The sequence below is a fragment of the Actinophytocola sp. genome (assembly GCF_035634895.1).
In the GTDB taxonomy this organism is placed as follows: Bacteria; Actinomycetota; Actinomycetes; order Mycobacteriales; family Pseudonocardiaceae; genus Actinophytocola.
Genome location: NZ_DASQCC010000058.1, coordinates 1 through 22,916 on the forward strand (window position 1 = coordinate 1; position 22,916 = coordinate 22,916).

Annotated in this window: 18 protein-coding genes; 2 read left to right on the forward strand and 16 right to left on the reverse strand. The window is 71.4% G+C overall.

Going from position 1 to position 22,916, the window contains the following annotated elements; translation table 11 throughout:
* From ftsZ to VET29_RS08490, 12 genes are all read right to left on the reverse strand, one after another.
* Window positions 1-1,012: cell division protein FtsZ (ftsZ, locus tag VET29_RS08440; RefSeq protein WP_324917124.1), on the reverse strand; the 1,012-nt coding region annotated here is incomplete at its 3' end.
* A 194-nt stretch (window positions 1,013-1,206) separates the two neighbouring features.
* Window positions 1,207-1,326, reverse strand: coding sequence for a DUF664 domain-containing protein (locus VET29_RS44040; RefSeq protein WP_414636463.1), 120 nt, complete (start codon window positions 1,324-1,326; stop codon window positions 1,207-1,209).
* Window positions 1,327-1,473: 147 nt separating this feature from the next.
* Window positions 1,474-2,316, reverse strand: a complete 843-nt coding sequence (locus tag VET29_RS08445) for a cell division protein FtsQ/DivIB (RefSeq protein ID WP_324917075.1) — start codon at window positions 2,314-2,316, stop codon at window positions 1,474-1,476.
* A 763-nt stretch (window positions 2,317-3,079) separates the two neighbouring features.
* Window positions 3,080-4,423 (reverse strand): UDP-N-acetylmuramate--L-alanine ligase, encoded by a 1,344-nt coding sequence (murC, locus tag VET29_RS08450; RefSeq protein WP_414636464.1) that lies wholly within the window; start codon window positions 4,421-4,423, stop codon window positions 3,080-3,082.
* 44 nt (window positions 4,424-4,467) lie between these two features.
* Complete coding sequence (gene murG / locus VET29_RS08455; RefSeq protein WP_324917082.1) at window positions 4,468-5,568, reverse strand: undecaprenyldiphospho-muramoylpentapeptide beta-N-acetylglucosaminyltransferase; 1,101 nt, start codon at window positions 5,566-5,568, stop codon at window positions 4,468-4,470.
* Window positions 5,565-6,980, reverse strand: coding sequence for a putative lipid II flippase FtsW (gene ftsW, locus VET29_RS08460; protein WP_324917086.1), 1,416 nt, complete (start codon window positions 6,978-6,980; stop codon window positions 5,565-5,567). The genes murG and ftsW overlap by 4 nt, the downstream gene beginning before the upstream one ends.
* Window positions 6,977-8,335, reverse strand: coding sequence for a UDP-N-acetylmuramoyl-L-alanine--D-glutamate ligase (gene murD / locus VET29_RS08465; protein WP_324917127.1), 1,359 nt, complete (start codon window positions 8,333-8,335; stop codon window positions 6,977-6,979). Before murD ends, ftsW begins: the two co-directional genes overlap by 4 nt.
* On the reverse strand, window positions 8,335-9,411 hold the full coding sequence (mraY, locus tag VET29_RS08470; RefSeq protein WP_324917090.1) for a phospho-N-acetylmuramoyl-pentapeptide-transferase: 1,077 nt from the start codon (window positions 9,409-9,411) through the stop codon (window positions 8,335-8,337). Before mraY ends, murD begins: the two co-directional genes overlap by 1 nt.
* On the reverse strand, window positions 9,408-10,844 hold the full coding sequence (locus tag VET29_RS08475) for a UDP-N-acetylmuramoyl-tripeptide--D-alanyl-D-alanine ligase (RefSeq protein ID WP_324917093.1): 1,437 nt from the start codon (window positions 10,842-10,844) through the stop codon (window positions 9,408-9,410). The genes mraY and VET29_RS08475 overlap by 4 nt, the downstream gene beginning before the upstream one ends.
* Before the next feature lie 79 nt (window positions 10,845-10,923).
* On the reverse strand, window positions 10,924-12,444 hold the full coding sequence (locus tag VET29_RS08480) for a UDP-N-acetylmuramoyl-L-alanyl-D-glutamate--2,6-diaminopimelate ligase (RefSeq protein ID WP_324917130.1): 1,521 nt from the start codon (window positions 12,442-12,444) through the stop codon (window positions 10,924-10,926).
* Window positions 12,445-12,563: 119 nt separating this feature from the next.
* Complete coding sequence (locus VET29_RS08485; protein ID WP_324917096.1) at window positions 12,564-13,250, reverse strand: rhomboid family intramembrane serine protease; 687 nt, start codon at window positions 13,248-13,250, stop codon at window positions 12,564-12,566.
* Window positions 13,251-13,299: 49 nt separating this feature from the next.
* Window positions 13,300-14,088, reverse strand: a complete 789-nt coding sequence (locus VET29_RS08490; protein ID WP_324917100.1) for a TetR/AcrR family transcriptional regulator — start codon at window positions 14,086-14,088, stop codon at window positions 13,300-13,302.
* A 66-nt stretch (window positions 14,089-14,154) separates the two neighbouring features.
* On the opposite strand from VET29_RS08490, the gene VET29_RS08495 reads away from it, so the two are divergent.
* A complete protein-coding gene (locus VET29_RS08495) occupies window positions 14,155-16,419 on the forward strand; it encodes an excinuclease ABC subunit UvrA (RefSeq protein WP_324917104.1) in 2,265 nt (754 codons plus the stop codon).
* On the opposite strand, the gene VET29_RS08500 is transcribed toward VET29_RS08495, so the two are convergent.
* Window positions 16,420-17,169: an SDR family oxidoreductase gene (locus VET29_RS08500; protein ID WP_324917108.1), complete on the reverse strand. Its 750-nt coding sequence runs from the start codon at window positions 17,167-17,169 to the stop codon at window positions 16,420-16,422.
* Window positions 17,170-17,269: 100 nt separating this feature from the next.
* Here VET29_RS08500 and VET29_RS08505 point away from each other — a divergent pair, with 100 nt between their 5' ends.
* The gene (locus tag VET29_RS08505) at window positions 17,270-18,127 is read left to right on the forward strand and encodes a helix-turn-helix transcriptional regulator (RefSeq protein WP_324917111.1); all 858 of its coding nucleotides are present in this window, start codon (window positions 17,270-17,272) and stop codon (window positions 18,125-18,127) included.
* A 45-nt stretch (window positions 18,128-18,172) separates the two neighbouring features.
* On the opposite strand, the gene VET29_RS08510 is transcribed toward VET29_RS08505, so the two are convergent.
* The 3 genes from VET29_RS08510 to VET29_RS08520 are packed head-to-tail and all read right to left on the reverse strand — an operon-like array spanning window position 18,173 to window position 22,721.
* Entirely contained in the window at window positions 18,173-19,735 is a 1,563-nt protein-coding gene (locus VET29_RS08510) for an SWIM zinc finger family protein (protein ID WP_324917115.1), read from the reverse strand.
* Between the two features lie 34 nt (window positions 19,736-19,769).
* Window positions 19,770-20,657: a haloalkane dehalogenase gene (locus tag VET29_RS08515; protein ID WP_324917118.1), complete on the reverse strand. Its 888-nt coding sequence runs from the start codon at window positions 20,655-20,657 to the stop codon at window positions 19,770-19,772.
* A gap of 9 nt (window positions 20,658-20,666) precedes the next feature.
* On the reverse strand, window positions 20,667-22,721 hold the full coding sequence (locus tag VET29_RS08520) for a penicillin-binding protein 2 (RefSeq protein ID WP_324917121.1): 2,055 nt from the start codon (window positions 22,719-22,721) through the stop codon (window positions 20,667-20,669).
* Window positions 22,722-22,916 lie beyond the last annotated feature (195 nt).

The window sequence follows — 22,916 nt, forward strand, 5'->3', positions numbered from 1 at the left end:
CGAGATCGGCTCGGCGGGCCCGACCGGAGGCGGCCGACTCACCGGGACGGTCGGCCTTGGGGTCGTCCCAGCGGTCGAAGCCGGCGGCGATGACCGTGACCCGGACCTCGTCGCCGAGCGAGTCGTCGATGACCGTCCCGAAGATGATGTTGGCCTCGGGGTGCGCCGACTCCTGCACCAGCGACGCCGACTCGTTGATCTCGAACAGCCCCAGGTCGGAGCCGCCCGCGATGGCGAGCAGCACGCCGTGGGCGCCGTCCATGGACGCCTCCAGCAGTGGCGAGTTGATCGCCTTCTGCGCCGCCTGGACGGCCCTGCCCTCGCCGCGTGCCGAGCCGATGCCCATCAGCGCGCTGCCCGCGCCGGACATGACGCTCTTGACGTCGGCGAAGTCCAGGTTGATCAGCCCCGGCGTGGTGATCAGGTCGGTGATGCCCTGGACACCGGAGAGCAGCACCTCGTCCGCGGAGCGGAACGCGTCCATCAGCGAGACGCCGATGTCGCCGAGCTGGAGCAGCCGGTCGTTCGGGATCACTATCAACGTGTCGCACTCGTTGCGGAGCTCGGTGATCCCCTCCTCGGCCTGCCGCGCGCGGCGCTTGCCCTCGAAGGCGAACGGCCGCGTGACGACACCGATGGTGAGCGCGCCGAGCTTGCGGGCGATCGACGCCACGACCGGCGCGCCGCCGGTGCCGGTGCCACCGCCCTCACCGGCCGTCACGAACACCATGTCGGCGCCCTTGATGACCTCTTCGATCTCCTCGCGGTGGTCCTCGGCGGCCTTGTGCCCGACCTCCGGGTTGGCGCCCGCACCAAGACCGCGGGTCAGCTCACGGCCGATGTCGAGCTTGACGTCGGCATCGGACATCAGCAGAGCCTGCGCGTCGGTGTTCACCGCGATGAACTCGACACCCTTGAGGCCGACCTCGATCATGCGGTTGACCGCGTTGACACCGCCGCCGCCGATGCCGACGACCTTGATCACCGCCAGGTAGTTGTGCGGGGGCGTCATCGTGCCGCCTTCCATGATCTGAAGCCTTGTTGCTGTCCCCGACCGCCATCGCGAGCCCGAAACCCTAAACCTCTACGAGAGACTTAGAGTTATGTCAAGCTCTGGCGTCGAGTCAGGACGGTAAGCATCGACCGTTCCGGATTCCAGCCGCCACGCCGTGTAGTTGCGGTGTTGTGTGCCCCATTCACCCTTGGCTACCCGCCAGTGCCGCCGTCCAGGACCCCACGAAGCAGGTCGAAGTCCCCCGCATGACGCCCGGTCCCCCCAATCATATGAACGATCACCCAACCCAGATCCCCGGGCTCCCCACCCACAACCCGCGAGTCCCGCGTTCAGACATACCGAGTCCCGCGTTCGGACATGCCGAGTCCCGTTTTCGTGCGGTCGGGGTGTGCACGAAAACGTGACTCGGTGTGCGTGAACGCGGGACTCGCGGTGTTTGAACGCGGGACTCGCGCGGGTCAGGCGTCGGCGACGGTGGGGAAGTCCGGGGTGGCCACGTCGAAGGTCTTGCCCGGGCGGGTCAGGAGGGCTGCCAGGACGGCGGCCTTGCGGGCGTTGTCGTGGGCGTCGCCCCACTTGATCAGTCGGCCGTCACTGAGAGTGAGGCGAACGTCGCCGGGGGTGTTCGCCGTCACGGTGGTGAGCTGGACCTTGAGCTGTTTGGGGATGGCGCCGAGGACGGTGACGACGGCCTTGGTGGCCGGGTCGCCGGGGCTCACGTTGGACATGGCCAGTGTGGGCAGGCCCGCGGGCGGGGTCGGGACGACCGCGTAGTCGAGGCCGGTGCTGTCGATCAGGTGGGTCCGGGAGCCGGCCCGCAGCACCGCTACGGGCGACCGCTCGGTGACGATGATCTGCACGGTGCTGGGCCAGGACCGCTCCACGTGGACCTCGAACACCCGCGGCAGCTTCGCGACACGGGCCGCGGCCTCGGCGGCGTCGAGCTGGACCATGGGCGTGCCGTGCTCGATGGCGGCGGCCTTGATCACGTCCTCCTCGGGGATCTGCCTGACCCCGACGACCTCGACCGACCGGACGCCGAGCATCGAGGTGAACATCACCAGGTAGGTCACCGCGAGCACGCTGAGCACGACGAGGACGGCGACCCACCGGCGGGTGAGGTAGCGGGCCCTGGTGGGCGCGGCACGCTCCCCGGGCTCGCTGCGCCTGGCACGGACGGCGTCCGAACGCGGGCGGCGGGTGCTGGGCCGGCCTGCGTCGCGACCGGTGCGTGCCCGTGCGGCGCGCCCGGCCGAGTCCGGCCGGGCGGGCTCACCTCGCCGACGCGTGCGGTCACGCACGCCTGCGCGGCCGCGCGAGCCCCCGGGTGCCTCGTCCGGGTCACGGGACGCGCTGGAGGAGACGCCCGGCGACGACGCGGCCCGCCGGGACCTGCCCGAACCGCGGTTCGCGGAACCGGACCCACTGGAAGACGAGTCGCCACCGACCGACGACGCACCCGCCCGAGACCCGGAGCCACCACGGCCAGCACCACCGGAACCGGCGCCATCAGATGACGAGTCTGCGCCCTCCGGCGACATGGCTCGCCGAGACTTGGACCCACCACGACCAGCAGAACCGGCGCCACCAGCGGAAGACGAGTCGGCGCCCTCCGGCAGCGCGGTTCGCCGAGACTTGGCCGAGCCGCGTCCAGCGGAGCTGGACGCGGCGGCAGAGGAGTCGGCACCTGGCGAGCCGGCTCGTCGAGACCTGGCCGCACCACGGCCGGCGGAACCGGGCGTGCCGGCCCCACCGGGCGCGCAGGAAGGGGAGCCCGGCTCGTCGGGCCTTCCGGCGAGGCCTCCCCGGGACCCGGTGCCGCCGGCAGCATCGCGGGTGGCGCCGGTGGCGGTGCCGTCCGGTGGGGCCGGTAATCGCCGTCCCCTGGACCATGACGTGCCCGGGTCGCGGGTTCGGCGGGTGCGGGACGTGTGGCCCAGCTGTTCCTGCTCGTCCGGTCCGGCGGCGCGGCCGCGGGAGGAGGCGCGGCCGCGGCGATCGCGCGTGGAGCGGCGGCGGCCCTTCCGCTCGTCGTCCTCTTCCTCGTCCTTGCCGCCGGTCATCTCAGGCCCGTACCCGGTCCAGCGCCGCGATCAGCTCCGCGTCGAGCATCGTCACGTCGCCGGCGCCCATGGTCAGCACCAGGTCGCCGTCGGTCGCCAGGCCGGCCACCAGGGCCGGGACCTTCTCGAACGACGGCTCGAAACGGACCTGGGCGGCGGGCAGCGGCACCGCCTCCGCGATGATCCGACCGGTCACGCCCGGCTCGGGCTGCTCGCGTGCGCCGTACACGTCCAGCACGACGACCTCGTCCGCCAGGCCGAGGGCCTTGCCGAACTCCGTCGCGAACATCCTGGTGCGTGAGTACAGGTGCGGCTGGAAGATCACGATCAGCCTGCCGCCGTGCGCCGTCGGCCGAGCGGCCCGCAGCTGCGCCGCGACCTCGGTCGGGTGGTGGGCGTAGTCGTCGTACACCCGTACGCCGCCGGACCGGCCCTTGAACTCGAACCGCCGCCGCACGCCGCCGAAGCCGGCGATTCCCTCCAACAGGCCGGCAAGCGGCGCGCCCAGTTCGAGCCCGGCCACCAGCGCGCCCAGTGCGTTCAACGCCATGTGCTCGCCCGGCACCGCGACCCGCACCTCGACCGGCGAGCCGTTCAGCAGGATCGACGCCAGGCCGCCGCCGTCGACGGGCTCGTAGGACGTCATCGTCACGTCCGCGGCCGCGCGCCCGTACCGCCGGACCCGTACGCCGTGCGACTCGGCCAGCAGCGCCAGCGCCGCCGAGCCCGGGTCGTCCACGCACGCCACCAGGACCCCGCCGGGCACCAGTCGTTCCACAAAGGACTCGAAGATCGCGTTGTACGCCTCGACCGTGCCGTGGTGGTCGAGATGGTCGGCCTCCACGTTGGTCACCACCGCGACCGACGGGCTGAACGCCAGGAACGACCCGTCGCTCTCGTCCGCCTCGGCCACGAAGATGCCGCCCGCGCCGTGGTGGGCGTTGGCGCCGGACTCGTTGAGGTCGCCGCCGATCGCGAACGACGGGTCGAGCCGGCAGTGCTGCAGCGCGACCGTGAGCATCGACGTGGTCGACGTCTTCCCGTGCGTACCGGCCACGCACGCGACCCGGTGGCCCTCCATCAGCGCGGCCAGCGCCTCGGACCGGTGCAGCACCGTCAACCCACGTGCACGCGCCTCGGCCAGCTCCGGGTTCTCGGCCTTGATCGCGCTCGACACGACGACCGCCGTGGGGCCGCCCTCGAGCAGGTCCAGGTTCTCGGCCGCCTGCCCGACCGCCACGTGCGCGCCCTGCGCACGCAACGTCATCAGCGTCGGCGACTCCTTGGCGTCGGACCCGGACACCGCCATGCCCCGGTCGAGCAGGATCCGCGCGATGCCGCTCATTCCGGCACCGCCGATCCCGACAAGGTGGACCCGCTCGAGCCGACTCACTTGCCGATCACCTCCAGAACCATCCGGGCCAGCACGTCGGCCGCCTCGCGGTGACCGCCGCCCTGGGCCGCGGCGCTCATCGCGCGCAGGCGCAGCGGGTCGGTCAGCAGCGGCACGACCAGCTCGGCCGCCCGCTCCGGCGTCAGCTCCTCGTCCTTGACCATCAGCGCGGCGCCCGCGTCGACCATCGGCTTGGCGTTCAGCGCCTGCTCGCCGTTGCCGTGCGGCAGCGGGACGTAGATCGCGGGCAGCCCGACCGCGGACACCTCGGCCACGGTCATCGCGCCGCACCGGCACAGGATCGCGTCGGCCGCGGCGTAGGCGAGGTCCATGCGCTCCAGGTACGGCACCGCGGCGTACCGCGGCCGGCCCGGCACCTCCTGCACGGCGAGGCTGTTCTTCGGCCCGTACGCGTGCAGCACGCCGATGCCGCGGTCGGCGAAGACCCGCGCGCACGCCGAGATCGCGTTGTTGATCGACCGCGCGCCCTGCGAGCCGCCGGTCACCAGCAGCGTCGGCGCGTGCGGGTGCAGGCCGAAGAACTGGCGGGCCTGCATCCGCAGCCGGGGCCGGTCCAGCCCGATGATCGAGCCGCGCAGCGGGATGCCGATCACCTCGGCGTTCGGCAGCCCGGAGTCCGGCGTGGCCACGGCGACCCGGGCCGCGAACCGGGCGCCGACCTTGTTGGCGAGACCGACGCGCGCGTTGGAGTCGTGCACCACGATCGGGATACGGCCGCGGGCGGCGAGATAGGCGGGCAGGGCCACGTAGCCGCCGAACCCGACGACGACGTCCGCGCCGACCCGGTCCAGCACCTCGCGGGTCTGCTTGATCGCGGCCCGGACCTTGAGCGGCATCTTGAGCAGGTCGAAGTTCGGCTTACGCGGCATCGGCACCGGCGGGATCATCTCCAGCTGGTAGCCCCGGGCCGGGATGATCTGCTTCTCCAGGCCGCGCTCGGTGCCCAGCGCGACCACGCGGGCGTCCGGACGGATCCGGCGCACGGCGTCGGCGAGGGCCAGCGCGGGCTCGATGTGCCCGGCGGTCCCTCCCCCGGCGACGACGACGCAGGGCCCACGGTTGGCAGGGGTGGTCAAGAACGTCCTCCAATATTGCGGCGCGGGTCAGCGGCCTGTCGCTTGTATGTCGCCGTACCTCGCTGCGTGGCTGGTCGCCGGACCGGTTTGCGCCTGACCGGCGGCTGGTAGGGCTCCGGGGCGGGGAGCCGCATCAGCCGGCCGAATCGGCCCGGCCCCTGAGAGCGTAGTGCGGCCACCGCCTCGGGCTCATGGCGCGCACAGTTAGCGAGGATGCCGAACACCAGCATGGTGGTCACGACCGACGTGCCGCCGGAGGAGATGAGCGGCAGCGTGATCCCCGTGACCGGCAGCAACCCGACCACGTAACAGATGTTGATCGCCGCCTGCGCGACCAGCCAGACGGTCAGCGTGGCCGCGACCATGCGGATCCACGGATCGATGTTGCGGGTGGCGACCCGCATGCCCACCACCGCGAGCATGCCGAACAGGCCCAGCACCAGGGCGCAGCCGACGAAGCCCAGCTCCTCGCCGATCAGCGCGAAGATGAAGTCGTTGTGCACGTTGGGCAGGTACTTCCACTTCGACGGCCCCTGCCCCAGGCCCCTGCCGAACAGGCCGCCGTCCGCCAGCGCGTACAGCGCCTGGTTGGCCTGGTAGGCCGCGCCCATGTCGTCCTCGCCGGGGTTGAGGAACGACACGACGCGCGCGAGGCGGTAGCCGGTGCCGACGGCCAGCAGGATCACGCCGGCGACACCGCCGAGCGCGAGCGCGCCGAACAGCCGCAGCTGCGCGCCCGCGAACCACAGCAGGGCGATCAACACGACGCCGAGCGTGACCGTGCCGCCGAGGTCGGGCTGCAGCATGACCAGCGCGAACATGACGAGTGCGACGGGCACGACCGGCACGAGCAGGTGCCGGTACTGGTGCAGGAGTCCACGCTTGACCACCAGCATGTGCGCGCCCCACAGCGCGAGCGCGAGCTTGGCGAACTCGACCGGCTGGAACGACAGCGGTCCGAGCTTGAACCAGCTGCGTGTGCCGTTGATCGTCGAGCCGAGGGGCGTGAGCACCAGGAGCAGCATCATCACACAGATCCACAGCGCGATCGGGCTGAACGCCCTGATCTGCCGCAGCGGCATCCGCACGCCGAACCAGAACAGCACGAGCCCGATCAGCACGAACAGGACCTGCTTGCCGAACACCGTGTACGCGGAGCTGCCCTGGTTGATCGAGATGACCGCGGACGCGGACAGCACCATGACCAGGCCGATCACGATCAGCAGCGCGCAGATCGCGAGCAGCAGGTGGAACGACGCGAGCGGCCGGCCGAGCCACGCGGTCAGCGCGGTGCGGGCCGCCCACACCCGGCCGGCCCGTTCCCGGGCCTTGTGGGTCCTGCGTGCCGGCTTCTCGGCCTCGGTGCTGCTCTTGGGCTCGGCGCCCTTGGACTCGTTGTTGAGAGCCGTCATCCGCGCTCCGCCAGCACGTCGCGCACGGCCTGCGCGAAGGCAGTGCCGCGGTGCACGTAACTGGCGAAGAGGTCGTGGGACTTGGCGGCCGGCGCAAGCAGCACCACGTCACCAGGAGATGCCATCGCGTTCGCCGCACGCACCGCAGTGAGCATGGGTTCATCGTCTCCTGAAGAGACCCGATGCACCGGCACATCCGGCGCGTGTCGCGCGAGTGCGGTCGCGAACACGTCCTGATCAGCCCCGATCAGCACCACGCCGCGGAGCCTGCCCGCCACGGCGGCGACGAGGTCGGCGACCGCCGCGCCGTGCAGCAGGCCGCCGGCGACCCAGACCACGGAGTCGAACGCGCCGAGCGAGCCCTGGGCGGAGTGGGTGTTCGTGGCCTTGGAGTCGTTGACGTACCGGACGCCGTCGTGCTCGGCGACCAGCTCGACCCGGTGGGCGGGCGGCGTGTAGTCGCGCAGCCCGGCCCGGACCGCCTCGGCGGGCACGCCATAGGCCCTGGCCAGTGCGGCCGCGGCCAGTGCGTTGGCCACGTTGTGCGGGCCGATCGGGCGGACCTCGGCGACGGGGATGAGCGGGGTCCGGCCGCCGTCGGCCCGGTCACGGTGAACCAGCCAGTCGTCGACGACCCCGAACCCGCCCGGCTCCGGGGTGCCGAGGGTGAAGCTCACCCTGTCCGGCGAGTCAGCGGCGAGCCGCACGGTCTCGACGTCGTCCGCGTTGTAGACCGCAAGGCCGGCGCCGGCGTAGATCTTCCCCTTGTCGTGGCTGTACGCGGCCATCGTGCCGTGCCACTCCAGGTGGTCCTCGGCGACGTTGAGCACGGCCGCGGCACGCGCGCGCACCGAGGACTGCCAGTGCAGCTGGTAGCTGGACAGCTCGACGGCGAGGACCTCGTAGCCGCCCAGCACCGCGTCGATCACCGGCAGGCCGATGTTCCCGCAGGCGACGGACTTGGCGCCGGACGCGAGCAGGATCGACTCCAGCATGCCGACGGTCGTGGTCTTGCCGTCGGTGCCGGTGACCGCGAGCCAGGCGGGTGGCCGCGACAGCGTCTGCCCGACGCGCCAGGCCAGCTCGACGTCGCCGATCACCTCGATGCCGAGCTCCGCGGCCGCCACCAGCAGCGGCGTCGTGGGTGGCAGGCCGGGGCTCGTGACGACCAGGTCCGTGCCCTCGGGCGGCGTGGTGAGCCCGGCGACCGTCGTGGCGCCGGGCAGCTCCTCGATGGTGTCGCCGGTGACCGTGACGGTGACGTGCGCACCGAGGTCGCGGAGTGCCGCGACCACCGACCGCCCGGTGACGCCGGCGCCGACGACCAGGACGTTCCGGTCGCGCAACGCCGACATCAGCGGCTGCCGCCGAAGGACAGCCACTCCGAGTAGAACAGGCCGAGCCCGAACATCGCGCAGATCCCGGCCAGCAGCCAGAATCTGATGATCACCGTGGTTTCCGCCCACCCGGCCAGCTCGAAGTGGTGATGGAAGGGCGCCATGCGGAAGAGCCTTCGCCTGGTGGTGCGGAAGACCGCGATCTGCAGCACCACCGACAACATCTCGACCACGAACAGGCCGCCGATGATCACCATCAGCAGCTCGGTGCGGGTCATGATGGACAGGCCGGCGACCAGGCCGCCGAGCGCGAGCGAGCCGGTGTCACCCATGAAGATCTTCGCCGGGGCCGCGTTCCACCAGAGGAAGCCGATGCAGGCGCCCATCGCGGCGGCCGCGACGACGGCGAGGTCGAGCGGGTCACGCACGTAGTAGCAGCCGGGCTGGGGGGACGCCAGGCCGCAGTTGTAGCGGAACTGCCAGAACGTGACGACCACGTAGGTGCCGAAGACCATGGCCGACGACCCGCCCGCGAGGCCGTCGAGGCCGTCGGTGAAGTTCACCGCGTTGGACCAGCCGGACACCAGCAGGTAGCAGAAGACGACGAACCCGATCGTGCCGAACGAGATGATGTCCAGGTCACGCACGAACGACAGCCGGACCGACGCCGGCGAGAGGCCGTTCTTGTCGGCGAAGTTGACCGCCAGCACCGCGAACGAGATCGCGACGACGAGCTGGCCGACCAGCTTGGCGGTCTTGTTCAGGCCGAGGTTGCGTTGCTTGCGGATCTTGATGAAGTCGTCGAGGAAGCCCACCAGACCGAGGCCCACGGTGAGGAACAGCACCAGCACCCCGGACGCGGTCGGGCTCTCGCTCGTGTTGAAGAGGTGGGCGACGACGTAGCCCACCACCATGGCGACCAGGATGGCGACGCCACCCATGGTCGGGGTGCCGCGCTTGGACTGGTGGCCCTGTGGCCCCTCCTCGCGGATCTCCTGCCCGAAACCCTGCCGGGAGAACACCCGGACCAGGTACGGCGTGAACATGATCGAGACGATCAGGGCGATCGCGGCCGCGACCAGGATGCCGATCACGTGCGGCTCCCCAGCAACGCGTCGGCGACCCGCCACAGACCGGCGAGGTTCGCCGCCTTGACCATCACGACGTCCCCGGGACGCAGCTCGGTGTCCAGCAGCGCGACGGCTGTCTCAACGTCGGGCACCAGCACGGGCTCCTTTCCTGTGTCAGCCCTCTCCAACGCGGCGCCGTGCTGGATGGCACCGGCCGGCTCACCCACCACCACCAGGCGGTCGATGCCCAGGCGGGCCACGAGCCGACCGATCTCCTCATGGGCCTCGGCGGAGTTGTCACCGAGCTCCCTCATCTCGCCCAGCACCGCCCACGTGCGTCTGCCGGGTCCGGACATACTGGCAAGCGTCGCCAACCCGGCCGCCATCGAGTCCGGGTTGGCGTTGTACGAGTCGTTGACCACGGTCACGCCGTCCGCGCGGGTGGTGACCTCCATGCGGCGGGCGGACCGGCGCCGGGCCCCGGACAGGCTCGCGGCGACGTCCTCGACCGTGGCACCCAGCTCCAGGGCGACCGCCGCGGCGGCGAGGGCGTTGCCGACGTGGTGCGCGCCGTGCAGGCCGAGCGTGACGGTGGCCGTGTCGTTGAGCCGGAACGTGGCCCTGGCCTGGTCGTCCAGCTGGATGTCCGTGGCACGTACGTCGGCGTCCTCGGCGGTGCCCACCAGGACGACCCGCGCCTTGGTGCGGTCGGCCATGGCGCGGACGAGCGGGTCGTCGGCGTTGAGGACCACGACGTCGGAGGCCGCCTCGGCGAGCTCGCCCTTGGCCTGCGCGATGCCCTCGCGCGAGCCGAACTCGGACAGGTGCGCGGTGCCGACGTTCAGCACGACGCCGATGTTGGGCGGGGCGGTCTCGCAGAGGGCGCGGATGTGGCCGGCGCCGCGGGCGGACAGCTCCAGGACGAGGTACCGCGTGCTCTCGTCGACCCGCAGGACCGTCCACGGGTGACCGAGCTCGTTGTTGAAGGAGCCGGGCGGCGCGACGGTCGGCCCGAGGGGTTCGAGCACCTGGCTGATGAGGTCCTTGGTGGAGGTCTTGCCGGACGACCCGGTCACGCCGACGACCGTGAGATCGGGCAGCCGGTCGACGACGGCCCGCGCGATGGCGGCGAGCCCGGCGAGCACCGCGGCGCCGGAACCGTCCTTGTCGCCGGCGAGCACGTAGGCGGTGCCGTGCGCGACGTCGACGGGCGGCACGATGACCGAGGGCGCGTCGACCTCCCGGGCGGCGAGAATCCCGGCGGCACCCTTCTCGATCGCGGCGGCGGCGAAGTCGTGGCCGTCCACCCGCTCACCGGGCACCGCGATGAACAGGCCACCGGCCCCGACCTGCCGCGAGTCGAACTCGACGGACCCGGTGACGGTCTCGTCGCCGGTCGCGTTGTGCAGGCGCCCACCGGTGGCCAGGGCGATCTCCCTGAGCGTCAGCGGGATCATCTGGTCACCCCGTGGCCGGTCCGCCGATGGGACACCGCACCGGTCGAGGGCACCGACAACTCCGGTGTGTGGCGCCGGATCATGGGGTCTCCTCCGCCAGGCGTGCGCAGATGGCCGCCCGCAGCTCGTCGTGGTCGGAGAACGGGTGGACGACTCCGTCGATCTCCTGGCCCGTCTCATGGCCCTTGCCCGCGATGATCACCACGTCGCCCGGCCGCGCGCGGTTCACCGCCTCGGCGATCGCCGTGCGGCGGTCGCCGATGTTCAGGATCTCGCCGCGTTCGCCCGGGGCGACCGCCTCCGCGCCCGCCTGCACGGCGGACCGGATCGCCGCCGGGTCCTCGGTTCGAGGGTTGTCATCGGTCACGATCAGCAGCTCGCTGCGCCGGGCCGCCGCCTCGCCCATCATCGGCCGCTTCTCCACGTCCCGGTCACCGCCACAGCCCAGCACGACGATCACCCGGCCGTCCGTGCGGGCCCGCATGGCGTCCAGCGCCAGCGCGACCGCGGCCGGCTTGTGGGCGTAGTCGACGACGGCCGTGAAGTCCTGCCCGACCGCGACCCGCTCCATCCGCCCCGGCACCTGCACGGTCGCGAGCCCGGTGGCGATGTCGGCCGGCGCCACCCCCACCGCGTGCAGGCAGGCCGCCGCGACCAGCGCGTTCGCCACGTTGAACTCGCCGGGCATCGGCAGCGTCACCGGCAGTTCGAGCCCGTCCGGACCGTGCACGACGAACGTCTGCTCGCCGGTGTTCGACGTGGTCAGCGCACTCGCCGTCCAGTCGCCGTCACCCTCGGTGGCGACGGTGACCGTGTCCGGGGTGACCAGGCGCCGGCCCCACTCGCCGTCCACGCACACGACCTCGGTCGAGGAGCGGCCGTCGAACAGGAGCGCCTTGGTCCGGAAGTAGTCCTCCATGTCCGGGTGGAAGTCCAGGTGGTCCCGGGACAGGTTGGTGAACCCGCCGACGCGGAACCGCGTGCCGGCCACCCGCCCCAGCGCCAGCGCGTGGCTGGACACCTCCATCGGCACGTGCGTGACGCCGCGTTCGGCCATCACCGCGAGCAACGCCTGCAGGTCGGGGGCCTCCGGTGTGGTGAACGCACTGGCCAGCCGCTCCCCCGCGATGCGGGTCTCGACCGTGCCGACCAGCCCGGTCGTGAGCCCGGCGGCCCGCAGGCCCGCGTCGATCATGTACGTGGTGGTGGTCTTGCCGGACGTGCCGGTCACCCCCAGCACCGAGAGCCGCAGCGACGGCTCCCCGTAGATCCACGCGGCGATCGAGCCGAGCATCCCCCTCGGGTCGTCGTGCACCAGCACCGGGACGTCCCGCAGCGCCGGCCGCGCGGCACCGGCCTCGTCGGTCAGCACGGCGACCGCGCCGGCCCGTACGGCGTCGGCGGCGAAGTCCGCCCCGTGCACCCGGGCGCCGGGCAGCGCGGCGAACAGGTCACCGGGCACCACATGCTGCGCACGGAGCCTCACTCCGGTGACCGCCAGGTCGGCGCCGGGCAGCCCGAGCGCACGCGCGTCCGCCCGCGTCACCAACGTGGTGAGCGAGACTGGTGTGATCCTTGCGGGGCGAGGCGGTGCCGTCACTGCCTTGCCGACGAGCTTGGCGGGCACGTCGCGGAAGGTTACCTGCGCACGGAGGGCGATCAAGGACACCCTGGTGCGTCCGGCCGTGTCGGGTTCGGCTAGTGACGTGGACACCGCACCTAGTGAGCTGGGTCGCTCCGCTCCTGGGCGGCCGGTGGCAGCCCGGGCAGGGCCTCGGTGAGGGCTTCCCGCTTCTTCTTCGGCGTGCGCACGACCAGCGCGGCGACGACCCCGCCGACCAGTCCGGAGACGTGTCCCTGCCAGGAGATCCCGGTGACCCCGATGCCCACCGCGCTCCACATGAAGGACCCGTAAGCGATGGCGATGCCGACGGAGACGAGCACGTCGGCGGGCCGCCGGTCGACCAGGCCACGCAGCAGGAGGTAGCTGAAGTAGCCGAACACCACCCCGCTGGCCCCGATGGTCACCGTGCCGGCCGGCGCGGTGAGCCAGATCCCGAGCCCGCCGACGACGATCACCACGAGCGTCATCAGCAGGAACCGCCTCGGACTGGGGAGGGCCGCGATGAGCCCGAGGCTGAACAGCGGCAGCGCGTTGGCCATCAGGTGGTCGAGGTTCCCGTGGACGAACGGCGAGGTCAGGATGTTGACCAGGCTCCCGAAGTCCCGCGCGACGATTCCCCCCGACTGCGTCAGGTTCCGGCCGGTGGCCGCGTTGACCAGCTCGACGGCCCACAGGACGGCGAGGAAACCGACGTTCAGGGCGGCGGCCCAGCCGAGCGGGCTGGCCAGGGATCCGTCGTCCCTGGCGGGTGCGGGCGTCGGGACGCTCGGCAAAGTGCTCACGAGGCCCGAGTATCAGCCAACCCCGAGAGGCCACGGAAGCGCGACACGATCACGGTTTTCTCGACGCGCTCGCCTCGATGCCGTCCAGCAGCGCCTTCAGGCCGGCGTGGAACGTCTCGGTCGATGCCTGCTCCTGGTAGGGCACCGTCTCGTCGGCGAGCGTGAACCCGTCCGCCTTGGCGAGCTTGGTGACCATGGGGAAGCGCGTGTGGAAGTCCGGCGCCAGCTCCATCAGGAGTGCGGAACGGGCGTACCACCACTGCTCGTCGCTGGTCCCGGTGGCGGCCGCCGCGACCCGTGCCTCCGCGACGACCTGCGCGATCGCACGCACGAACTGGAACAGCGCGCCGGTCAGCCGCCGCACCGCCGGCGGTTCGAGCCCGGTCTCGAACATGATCCGCAGGACCGTGTCCAGCACGACGTACTCGTTGGGCCCCAGCACCGGCCGGGCCTGCGACACCTGCAGCACCCACGGGTGCCGCAGGTAGAACTCCCACAGGTCCTCGGCCCAGGCGACCAGTGCCGTCCGCCAGCCGCCACCGAGGTCGTACGTGTGCCGCGCCTCCGCGAGCACCGCGTCGTACATGAGGTCGACGAGCTCGCTCTTGCTGGGCACGTAGGTGTAGAGCGCCATGCCGGTGCGGCCGAGCCGCTCGCCGACCGCCCGCATCGACAGGCCCGCCATGCCGTGCTCGTCGGCGATCTCGATGGCGGCCGCGACGACCGCGTCGACCGTCAGCGCCGGCTTCGGCCCAGGTCGCGGCTCCTCGGCGCCGGCTTCCCGCCAGAGCAGCGACATGGCCCGGCGCGCGTCGCCCTGGCCAGCGAACACCACCACGTTGCAACTCCTTACGACGTAAAGTACGGTCCGAGACATCACTTTACATCATAAAGAGAGGGACGCATGGGGCACGCCGCGGACAGTCATGACCGGATCGAGGTACGTGGTGCCAGGGAGAACAACCTGGCCGACGTCTCGCTCGACATCCCGAAGCGACGGCTGACGGTGTTCACCGGGGTCTCCGGCTCCGGCAAGTCTTCGCTGGTGTTCGGCACCATCGCCGCCGAGTCGCAGCGGCTGATCAATGAGACGTACTCGGCGTTCCTGCAGTCGTTCATGGCGGCGCCGAGCCGGCCGGACGTCAACGGGCTGCGCAACCTGTCCACCGCGATCGTGGTCGACCAGGAGCGGATGGGCGCGAACTCCCGGTCCACGGTCGGCACCGCGACCGACGCGCACACGATGCTGCGGATCGTGTTCAGCCGGATCGGCGAGCCGTACGTCGGGCCGTCGACCGCGTTCAGCTTCAACCTGCCCGACGGCATGTGCCCGGAGTGCGAGGGCATCGGCAAGGTCAACTCGATCGACGTCGACCAACTGGTGGACAGGGACCTGTCGCTTCGGGAGGGCGCGATCACCGTGCCCAACTTCACCGTCGACTCGTGGTACTGGCAGTCGATGGCGCATTCGGGGTTCGTCGACCCGGACAAGAAGCTGCGGGAGTTCACCGAGCAGGAGTGGCAGGACTTCCTCTACAAGCCGGCCACGAAGGTGCGGTACGGGAACGTCAACTCGAGTTACGAGGGCCTGGTCGTGAAGGTGCGGCGGCTGTACCTGGCCAAGGAGAAGGAGGCCGCGCAGCCGCACATCCGCGCGTTCGTCGACCGGGCGGTCACGTTCAGCCGGTGTCCGGCGTGCCACGGGGCACGGCTGAACGAGGCGGCGCTGTCGTCGCGGATCCAGGGGCGGAACATCGCGGACTGCGGCGCGATGCAGATCAGCGACCTGGCCGAGTTCGTCCGCGGGATCGACGCGCCGGCCGCCGCGCCGCTGCTGAGGACCCTCGGCGAGACGCTGGACTCGCTGGTGGAGATCGGGCTGGGCTACCTGTCGCTGGACCGCGAGTCCGGCACCCTGTCCGGCGGCGAGGCGCAGCGCGTGAAGATGGTGCGGCACCTGGGTTCCGCGCTCACGGATGTGACCTATGTGTTCGACGAGCCGACCGTCGGCCTGCACCCGCACGACGTCCAGCGGATGAACGAGCTACTGCTTCGGTTGCGGGACAAGGGAAACACGGTGCTCGTGGTGGAGCACAAGCCAGAGACCATCGAGATCGCCGACCACGTCGTCGACCTCGGTCCCGGCGCGGGCCCCGCGGGCGGGCACGTCTGCTACACCGGCGACGTGGCCGGCCTGCGCGCGTCGGACACGCTCACCGGCCGCCACCTGGACCACCGCGTGACGTTGCGTACCTCCCTGCGCGCGCCGACCGGCTCGATCCCGATCCGCGGCGCGTCACTGCACAACCTCCGGAACGTCAGCGTGGACGTGCCGACCGGCGTGCTGACCGTGGTGACCGGCGTCGCCGGGTCGGGGAAGAGCTCGCTGATCCACGGCGCGCTGTCCGGACGGGACGGCGTGACCGTGGTGGACCAGTCGGCCATCCGCGGCTCGCGCCGGTCGAACCCGGCGACGTACACCGGCCTGCTCGATCCCATCCGGACGGCGTTCGCCAGGGCCAACGGCGTGAAGGCGGCGCTGTTCAGCGCCAACTCGGCGGGCGCGTGCCCGAACTGCAAGGGCATCGGTCTGGTGTACACGGACCTGGCCATGATGGCCGGCGTCGCGTCGGTGTGCGAGCAGTGCGAGGGCCGGCGTTACACCCCGGAGGTGCTGCGCTACACCTTGCGGGGCAAGAACATCAGCGAGGTGCTGGCGATGCCGGTGGCCGAGGCACGGGAGTTCTTCCCGACCGGCGGCGCCCGCGCGATCCTGGATCGCCTCGCCGACGTCGGCCTGGGTTACCTGGGCCTGGGGCAGCCGCTGACCACCCTGTCCGGCGGCGAGCGGCAACGCGTCAAGCTCGCCATCCACATGGCGGACGGGGCCGGCACCTACATCCTGGACGAGCCGACGTCGGGCCTGCACCTCGCGGACGTGGACCAGCTGCTGGCGCTGCTGGATCGCCTGGTGGACAACGGAAACACCGTGATCGTGATCGAGCACCACCAGGCCGTGACGGCCCACGCCGACTGGATCGTCGACCTGGGCCCCGGCGCCGGTCACGACGGCGGCCGGGTGGTGTTCGAGGGCACTCCGGCCGAGCTGGTGGCGACCGGCGACTCACTCACGGCACAGCACCTGCGCAAGTACCTGGAGCGGTCGTGATCACCCGCCGTTGACGGTGGCGACGACCTGGTCGTAGTCACCGCGGGCCTCGCCGTAGCGGAGGAACTTGACGCGCTCGACCTGGATCTCCCTGGCGTCGGGCTGGGACTCGAACAGGCTCATGACCTCGGCGACGTACTCGTCCAGCGGCATGGCGTTCTCGTTTTCCGCGTGGCCGGGCACCAGTGCGGTGCGCACCGCCGGCGGTACCAGCTCGACGACCCTCACCGAGGTGTCGGCGAGGCGCAGCCGGAGGGACTCGCTGAGCATGTGAATCGCGGCCTTCGAGGCGCTGTAGCTGGGCGCGACCGTGAAGGGCGTGAACGCGAGACCGGAGGAGACGGTCACGATCGTCGCGTCCGGCCTGGTCTGCAGGTGCTCGACGAACGCGGCGACGAGGCGAACGGGCCCGAGCACGTTGGTGGTGATCACGGACTCGGCCGAGGTGAGAAAGTCCTCGGGCCTGCGCCAGTCCTCGATGCGCATGATCCCGGCCATGGCGATGAGGACGTTGAGGTCGGGGTGGCGCTGGAGCACCTGCTTGGCCGCGACGTCGATGCTGGCGGCGTCGGCCGTGTCGATCCGCACGGTGTCGATGCCGGGGTGCTCGGCGGCGATCCGTTCGAGCAACTCGGCACGACGCCCACCGACGATGACGGTGTTGCCCCTGGCCCGCAGCTCGACCGCGAGGGCGAGCCCGATCCCACTGGTGCCGCCGGGGATGAAGATCGTGTTTCCGGTGATGTTCATGCCCCCAGCGTGCCCAGCCGACCGGGCGTGATGCAGAGAGCCGTTATCGGGGGATCGGCGATCCCTGGCTAAAAGCGCAGGTTGGCCGATACTGGCGGATGTGGACCGTGCAGCAATGGCCGCCTTCCTGCGTAGCCGCCGGGAGGCACTACGGCCGGAGGACGTGGGCCTGGCCCCGGGCGCCCGCCGCCGAACGAAGGGGCTCCGCCGCGACGAGGTGGCGGTACTGGCGGCGATGTCGACCGACTACTACACGCGCCTGGAGCAGCGGAGGGGACCACAGCCGAGCGAGCAGATGCTGTCCGCGGTGGCAAGGGCACTGCGGTTGACGAACAGCGAGCGTGACTATCTTTTCCAGGTGGCAGGCCGCAACACCCCGTCACCGACGTCAACGGCGACGCACGTGTCGCCCGCGTTGCTGCGGGTACTCGACCGCCTCGCCGACACCCCGGCCCTGATCCTGTCCGAGCTGGGCGAGACGCTGGTGCAGAACGGAATGGCGGAGGCACTGTTCGGCGACGCGTCGCGCTACAAGGGGTTGGCGCGCAGCGGGGTGTACAGGTGGTTCACCGACCCTGACGAGCGATCGCACTACCCGGAGGACGACCACGCCCGCCAGAGCAGGATGCTGGTGGCGAACCTGAGGGCGGCGTACGGGTCGATGGGCACGCGATCGCGGGCCGGCGAGCTGGTACGCGCGCTGGAGAAGACGAGCGAGGAGTTCGCGGCCCTGTGGGCGAGGCAGGAGGTGTCGAGGCGGTTCGAGGACCACAAGACGCTGATCCACCCGGAGCTGGGACCGCTGGAGGTGGACTGTCAGGCGTTGTTCACCGAGGACCAGTCCCAGGTGCTGCTCGTACTGACCGCGTCCCCACGCAGCGAGGCCGAGGAAAAGCTGAAACTCCTGAACGTCCTGGGCCACGAACGCTTCCCGACCACCGACCCCCATCCGAACTGACGAACCGCGATCGTCGGACTCGCGGCCCCCGGGCCGGGGCAGAGCTCAGAACCCGGCCTTCCGCAGCTCATCCAGGAGCGCCGGCCTACGCGCATGCCGCGCCTTCACCCCCGCCACGAACTCCTCGACCGACGCCCCGCACCGCTCCGCCGCGTCCGCCAGCTCTCGCAACAACACCGCCGCCTCCCGGTACGCCTCCCGGCCACCGCGCGCCAGACACCCCTCCACCAGCGACTGGTACGCCGGCAGCACGTCCTCCGGGTCCGTCAACCCACGCCGACGAGCCACCTCCACCCCCACGCAGTCGTACCGGACCGCCGCCAACCACGCCTCCGCCACCTCGTCGTCGTCCAGCAGCGCACCCACCAGTTCCACCGGTGACCTCGCCAGCACCGCCAGCGCCCACTCGCGCAGCCCCGGCCACGCCCCGACCTCGGCCGCAGTCTCGCGCAGCCGTGAGTAACACAACCTCGCCGGGGACTCCCGCAGTGCCGCCTTCCGCAGCTCGACCGCGTCGTCGCCACGCTGTCCGTCCACATAGGACTCGACCAGCAGCTCCGTCAGCGCCATGTCCCTCGTCGAGGACACCCCGCGTTCGGCCCAGTCGATCGCCTCCTTCATGCGGCCCGCGGCACGCAGCAGCGTCACTATGTCCCGGTACGCCTTCGGTGCCGGCAGGTCGTCCGACAGCACCTCGACCATCGCGTCCACGTTGCCGGTCGTCTTCGCCACCTGTTCGCGCATCGCGCGCAGCACCGAACGGTCCGCGTCGTCGTCCAGCGCGTGCCACGCCTCGTTCACCAGCGTCCGGTACGCGGACATCCCCACCTCCCCCAGCGGCTCCGCGAAGTCGCCGATGTCGATCGTCGGCCACGTCGGCCACGCCAACCGCAGCTGGAACAACCACGTCGCCAGCTTCGTCGGGTTCGGCCGCGCCGCCGTGCACGCCCGCGCGTACAGCTTCACCGCCCGCCGGCACACGCCCGCCACCGTGCCCGTCGGGTCGTCCACCGCGCCGATCGCCGACGCCAGCAGCTCGACCGCGTGTCGCGCCAGCGGCCGGGCCTCGGCCGCGTGCCCGGAGTCGACCAGGTCGTGGACCGTGTCGAGCACGTCCTTGGCCCGCGTCGCGTAGTCGCCGTCCACGAACCCACGTACGCGCAGTGCCGTGTCGAGCTGCCGGCGCAGCACCGCCACCTGCGGCGCGCCCGTCGTACCCGCCCGCAGCATCAGCTGGCGGCACAGCGCGGGATCGCGGTTCGCCTGTGCCAGCAACAGGTCCACCAGCTCCCCCTGGTCCAGTGAGCGCAGGTACGCGCCCAGGTCCGTGGCCGGCGCGAGCGAACCGTCGGCCAGCAGCACAAGACCCACGGCCACGCAGTGTTTGCAGAAGTTCCCCTCCAGCCCGTAGGGGCACTCGCACTCGGCGACCAGCGTGTCGTTCTCCCGGCCCAGCCACACCTCGTACACGTCCTTGCCGCGCACGCTCGCCCGCACCCCGAGCGCGGTCGGGCGTAGCTCCCCCACGGCATCGACGTACTCACGCCCCCGCCGGAAGGACCCGTCACCCGCGGCGGCACGGAGATCGTCCTCGGTGAACCAGGCCATGGTGGAATTCAAGCGCACCCCACCCACGGTCCCGTCAGGGCGTCGCCCGCACGAACCTCGCGATCTCCTCGCCGAGACGCTCGCCCGCGTCCTCCTGCAGGAAGTGGCCGGCGCCCTCGATCGTCGGATGGTCGACGCCCGCCGCGCCGGGGATCAGCGCACGCAGGATCGGGGCCATGGCGCCGGTGATCGGGTCGCCGTCGCTGAACGCGCACAGGAACGGCTTCTCCCACTGCCGCAACACCTCCCACGCCGCCAGGTTCGCGGGTGTCGCCGGGTCGTCCAACGAAACCGGCACCAGGCCGGGCATGACCCTCGGGCCCACCTTGTACTCCTCGGCGGGGAACGGCGCGTCGTACGCGGCCCGCACCTCGTCGGACATCGGCTTCCTGCAGCCGGACTGCACGAACCGGCCGATGTCCAGCACCGGCGCCGTCTCCACGGCACGCCGGAACTGCCACCACACGTCGGGCATGCCGTGCTCACCGGTCGGCAGCCCGGTGTTCGCCGCGACGATCCGCGCCACCCGCTCCTCGTGCTCCGCCGCGACACGCAGCCCGATCAGCCCGCCCCAGTCCTGCCCGACGACCGTGACGTCCCGCAGGTCCAACGCGTCGAACGCCAGCGCCCGCACCCACTCGACGTGTGCCGCGTAGGTGTGCGCGGCCGCGGGCGGCTTGTCCGACCGGCCGAAGCCGATCAGATCCGGTGCCACGGCACGGATCCCGGCCGCGGCGAGCACCCGCATCACCTTGCGGTACAGGAACGACCAGCTCGGCTCGCCGTGCAGCAACAGCACGACCGGCCCGTCCTCGGGGCCTGCCGTCACGTACGCCATGCGCAGCCCGTCGACGGACGCGTACGCCGGCTCGTGGTCGAAGTCGGGCAGCGAGGCGAACCTGGCGTCGTCAGTGCGCAGCATGCGACGAGACTACGACTCGACGAGCGGAATCATCGGGCTCTGCTCCTTCGACAGCGGGATGTTGTACCGCTGCGCCAGGTACGACGCGACGTCGTGGAACAGCGGCGCCGCTGACCGGCCCTCCGGCGGGCCGCCGGAGTAGTTCGGGCGGTCGATCACGATGCCCACCACGAACCGGGGCGAGTCCGCCGGGAGGATGCCCGCGAACGTGATCCAGTAGTTCTGGTTGCTGTAGCCGCCGCCACCGTCCCTGGGCTGCTGCGCGGTGCCGGTCTTGCCGGCGATCTGGTAGCCGGGCAGCGCGCCGGTGTACCCGGTGCCGTTGTTCAGGCCACCGCCCTTCTGCATCACGGCGCGGAACATGTCCCGCACGGTCCGCGCGGTCTTCGCGCTGACCACGCGCACCGGCTTCGCCGCCGGTTCCGGGATCCGCTTGCCCTCCGGGGTGATCCGCGCGGCCACGATCCGCGGCGGCATGCGCACGCCGTCGTTGGCGACGGTCTGGTACATGCCGGCCATCTGCAGCACGGTCATCGAGAGGCCCTGTCCGATCGGCAGGTTGCCGAACGTCGAGCCGGACCACTGGTTGCGGGGCAGCACCTCCCCGGCGCTCTCGCCGGGGAGGCCGACGCCGGTGCGCTTGCCGATGCCGAGCTTCTTGAGCAGGTCGGAGTACCGGTCCGGCCCACACTGCTGCGCGAGCATCAGCGTGCCGACGTTCGACGACTTGGCGAAGACGCCGGTCGTGGTGAACTGCTGCGGGGGGTGGTGCCACGCGTCCTCGATGGTGCGGTCCGAGACCCGGATCGAGTCCCGCACGGTGTGCGTGTCCAGCGGCGAGGTGATGTTGTAGTTGATCGCGCACAGGGCCGTGACGACCTTGTTCACCGAGCCGGGCTCGTACGGGGTGGTGACCGCCGCGTCGCCGAGCAGCGCCTGGTCCTTGTTCCAGTCGGACTGGCTCGGGTCGAAGGTCTTGTCGTTGGCCAGCGCGTAGATCTCGCCGGTCCTGGCGTCCATGATCACCGCGCTGCCGCTGCGGGCCTGCGCCTTGGCGACGTAGGCGGAAAGCGACTGCTGCAGGTAGTACTGCAGGTCGGCGTCGATCGTGAGCTCGATGTTCGAGCCGTCGACCGCCGGGCGCACGTCCCGCTCGCTGTTCGGGATGATGACGTCGTCGTTGCCCTCCTCGGTCGCCACCACCTGGCGGCCGGGGGTGCCGGCGAGCTGGTTGTCCCGCAGCATCTCCAGGCCGGAGAGGCCGTGCAGGTCGTGCTTCTTGACGTCCTTGTCGTCCATCCGCCAGTTGGCCATGCCGATGATGTTGGCCGCGGTCGTCTTGCCCGGGTACTCACGCTCGGCGCGGTACTCGGTGATGATCGACGGGAACCTCACCTGGAGGTCCCGCGCGTCGCCGGGGTCGACCCCGTCGGCGAGGTAGACGTAGTTCTTGTCCGAGCGCACCTTGTCGAGCAGGTCCTGCTCGACGATGCCGAGCTTCTGGGCGATGCCCTCCGCCATGGCGGCGGTCTCGGTGTCGTAGTTCATCGGCGTGCCCGCCTGCTTGCCGTCCTTGATGTTCTTGTTGAAGGTGTCGATGCTCTTGCGAAACACCCGGGGCTGGAAGGCGAGCGCCCGTGCCTCGACGCTGAACGCGAGCTGAACCCCGTTGCGGTCGACGATCGAGCCACGCAGGGCGGGCAGGTCGATCTCGGTGGTGCGCTGCCGCTCGGCCTTGGCGGCCAGCGCGTCGGACTCGAACCCCTGGACCTGGACGAGCTTGAGCCCGGCCGCGACGAGCGCCGCGATGAGCAGGAACCGCACGGCGACGACGCGGATGTGGTGGTTGGCGGGCCGCTTCCGGCGTGGGAGGCGGCGCGGGCCGGCCGGGCGGCGTGGGGGCGGGGGGACGGGCCGGCGCCCGGAGCCGTGCACGGTGCCGCGTGGTGGGGTGCGGGGACCGGCGGGCAGGCCGCCGCGGGCGGGCACACCGGCGACCGCGAGCCGCGGCACCGGGCGGCGGCCGGGTGCGCCGGGGCGGTGCCGCCTTGGCTGGCCCGGCATCAGACGTCTCCCACCCGGTGCTGCCGATCTTGCGGGTTCAGCCGATCTTGCCGACCCAGCCGGCCCAGCCGATCTTGCCGGCCCAGCCGGCCTTGCCGATCCAGCCGATCTTGCCACTCCGGCCGATCTCGCCAATCCAGCCGGCCCAGCCGATCCAGCTCGCCTTGCCGGCCCAACCCGCCTTGCCGATCCAGC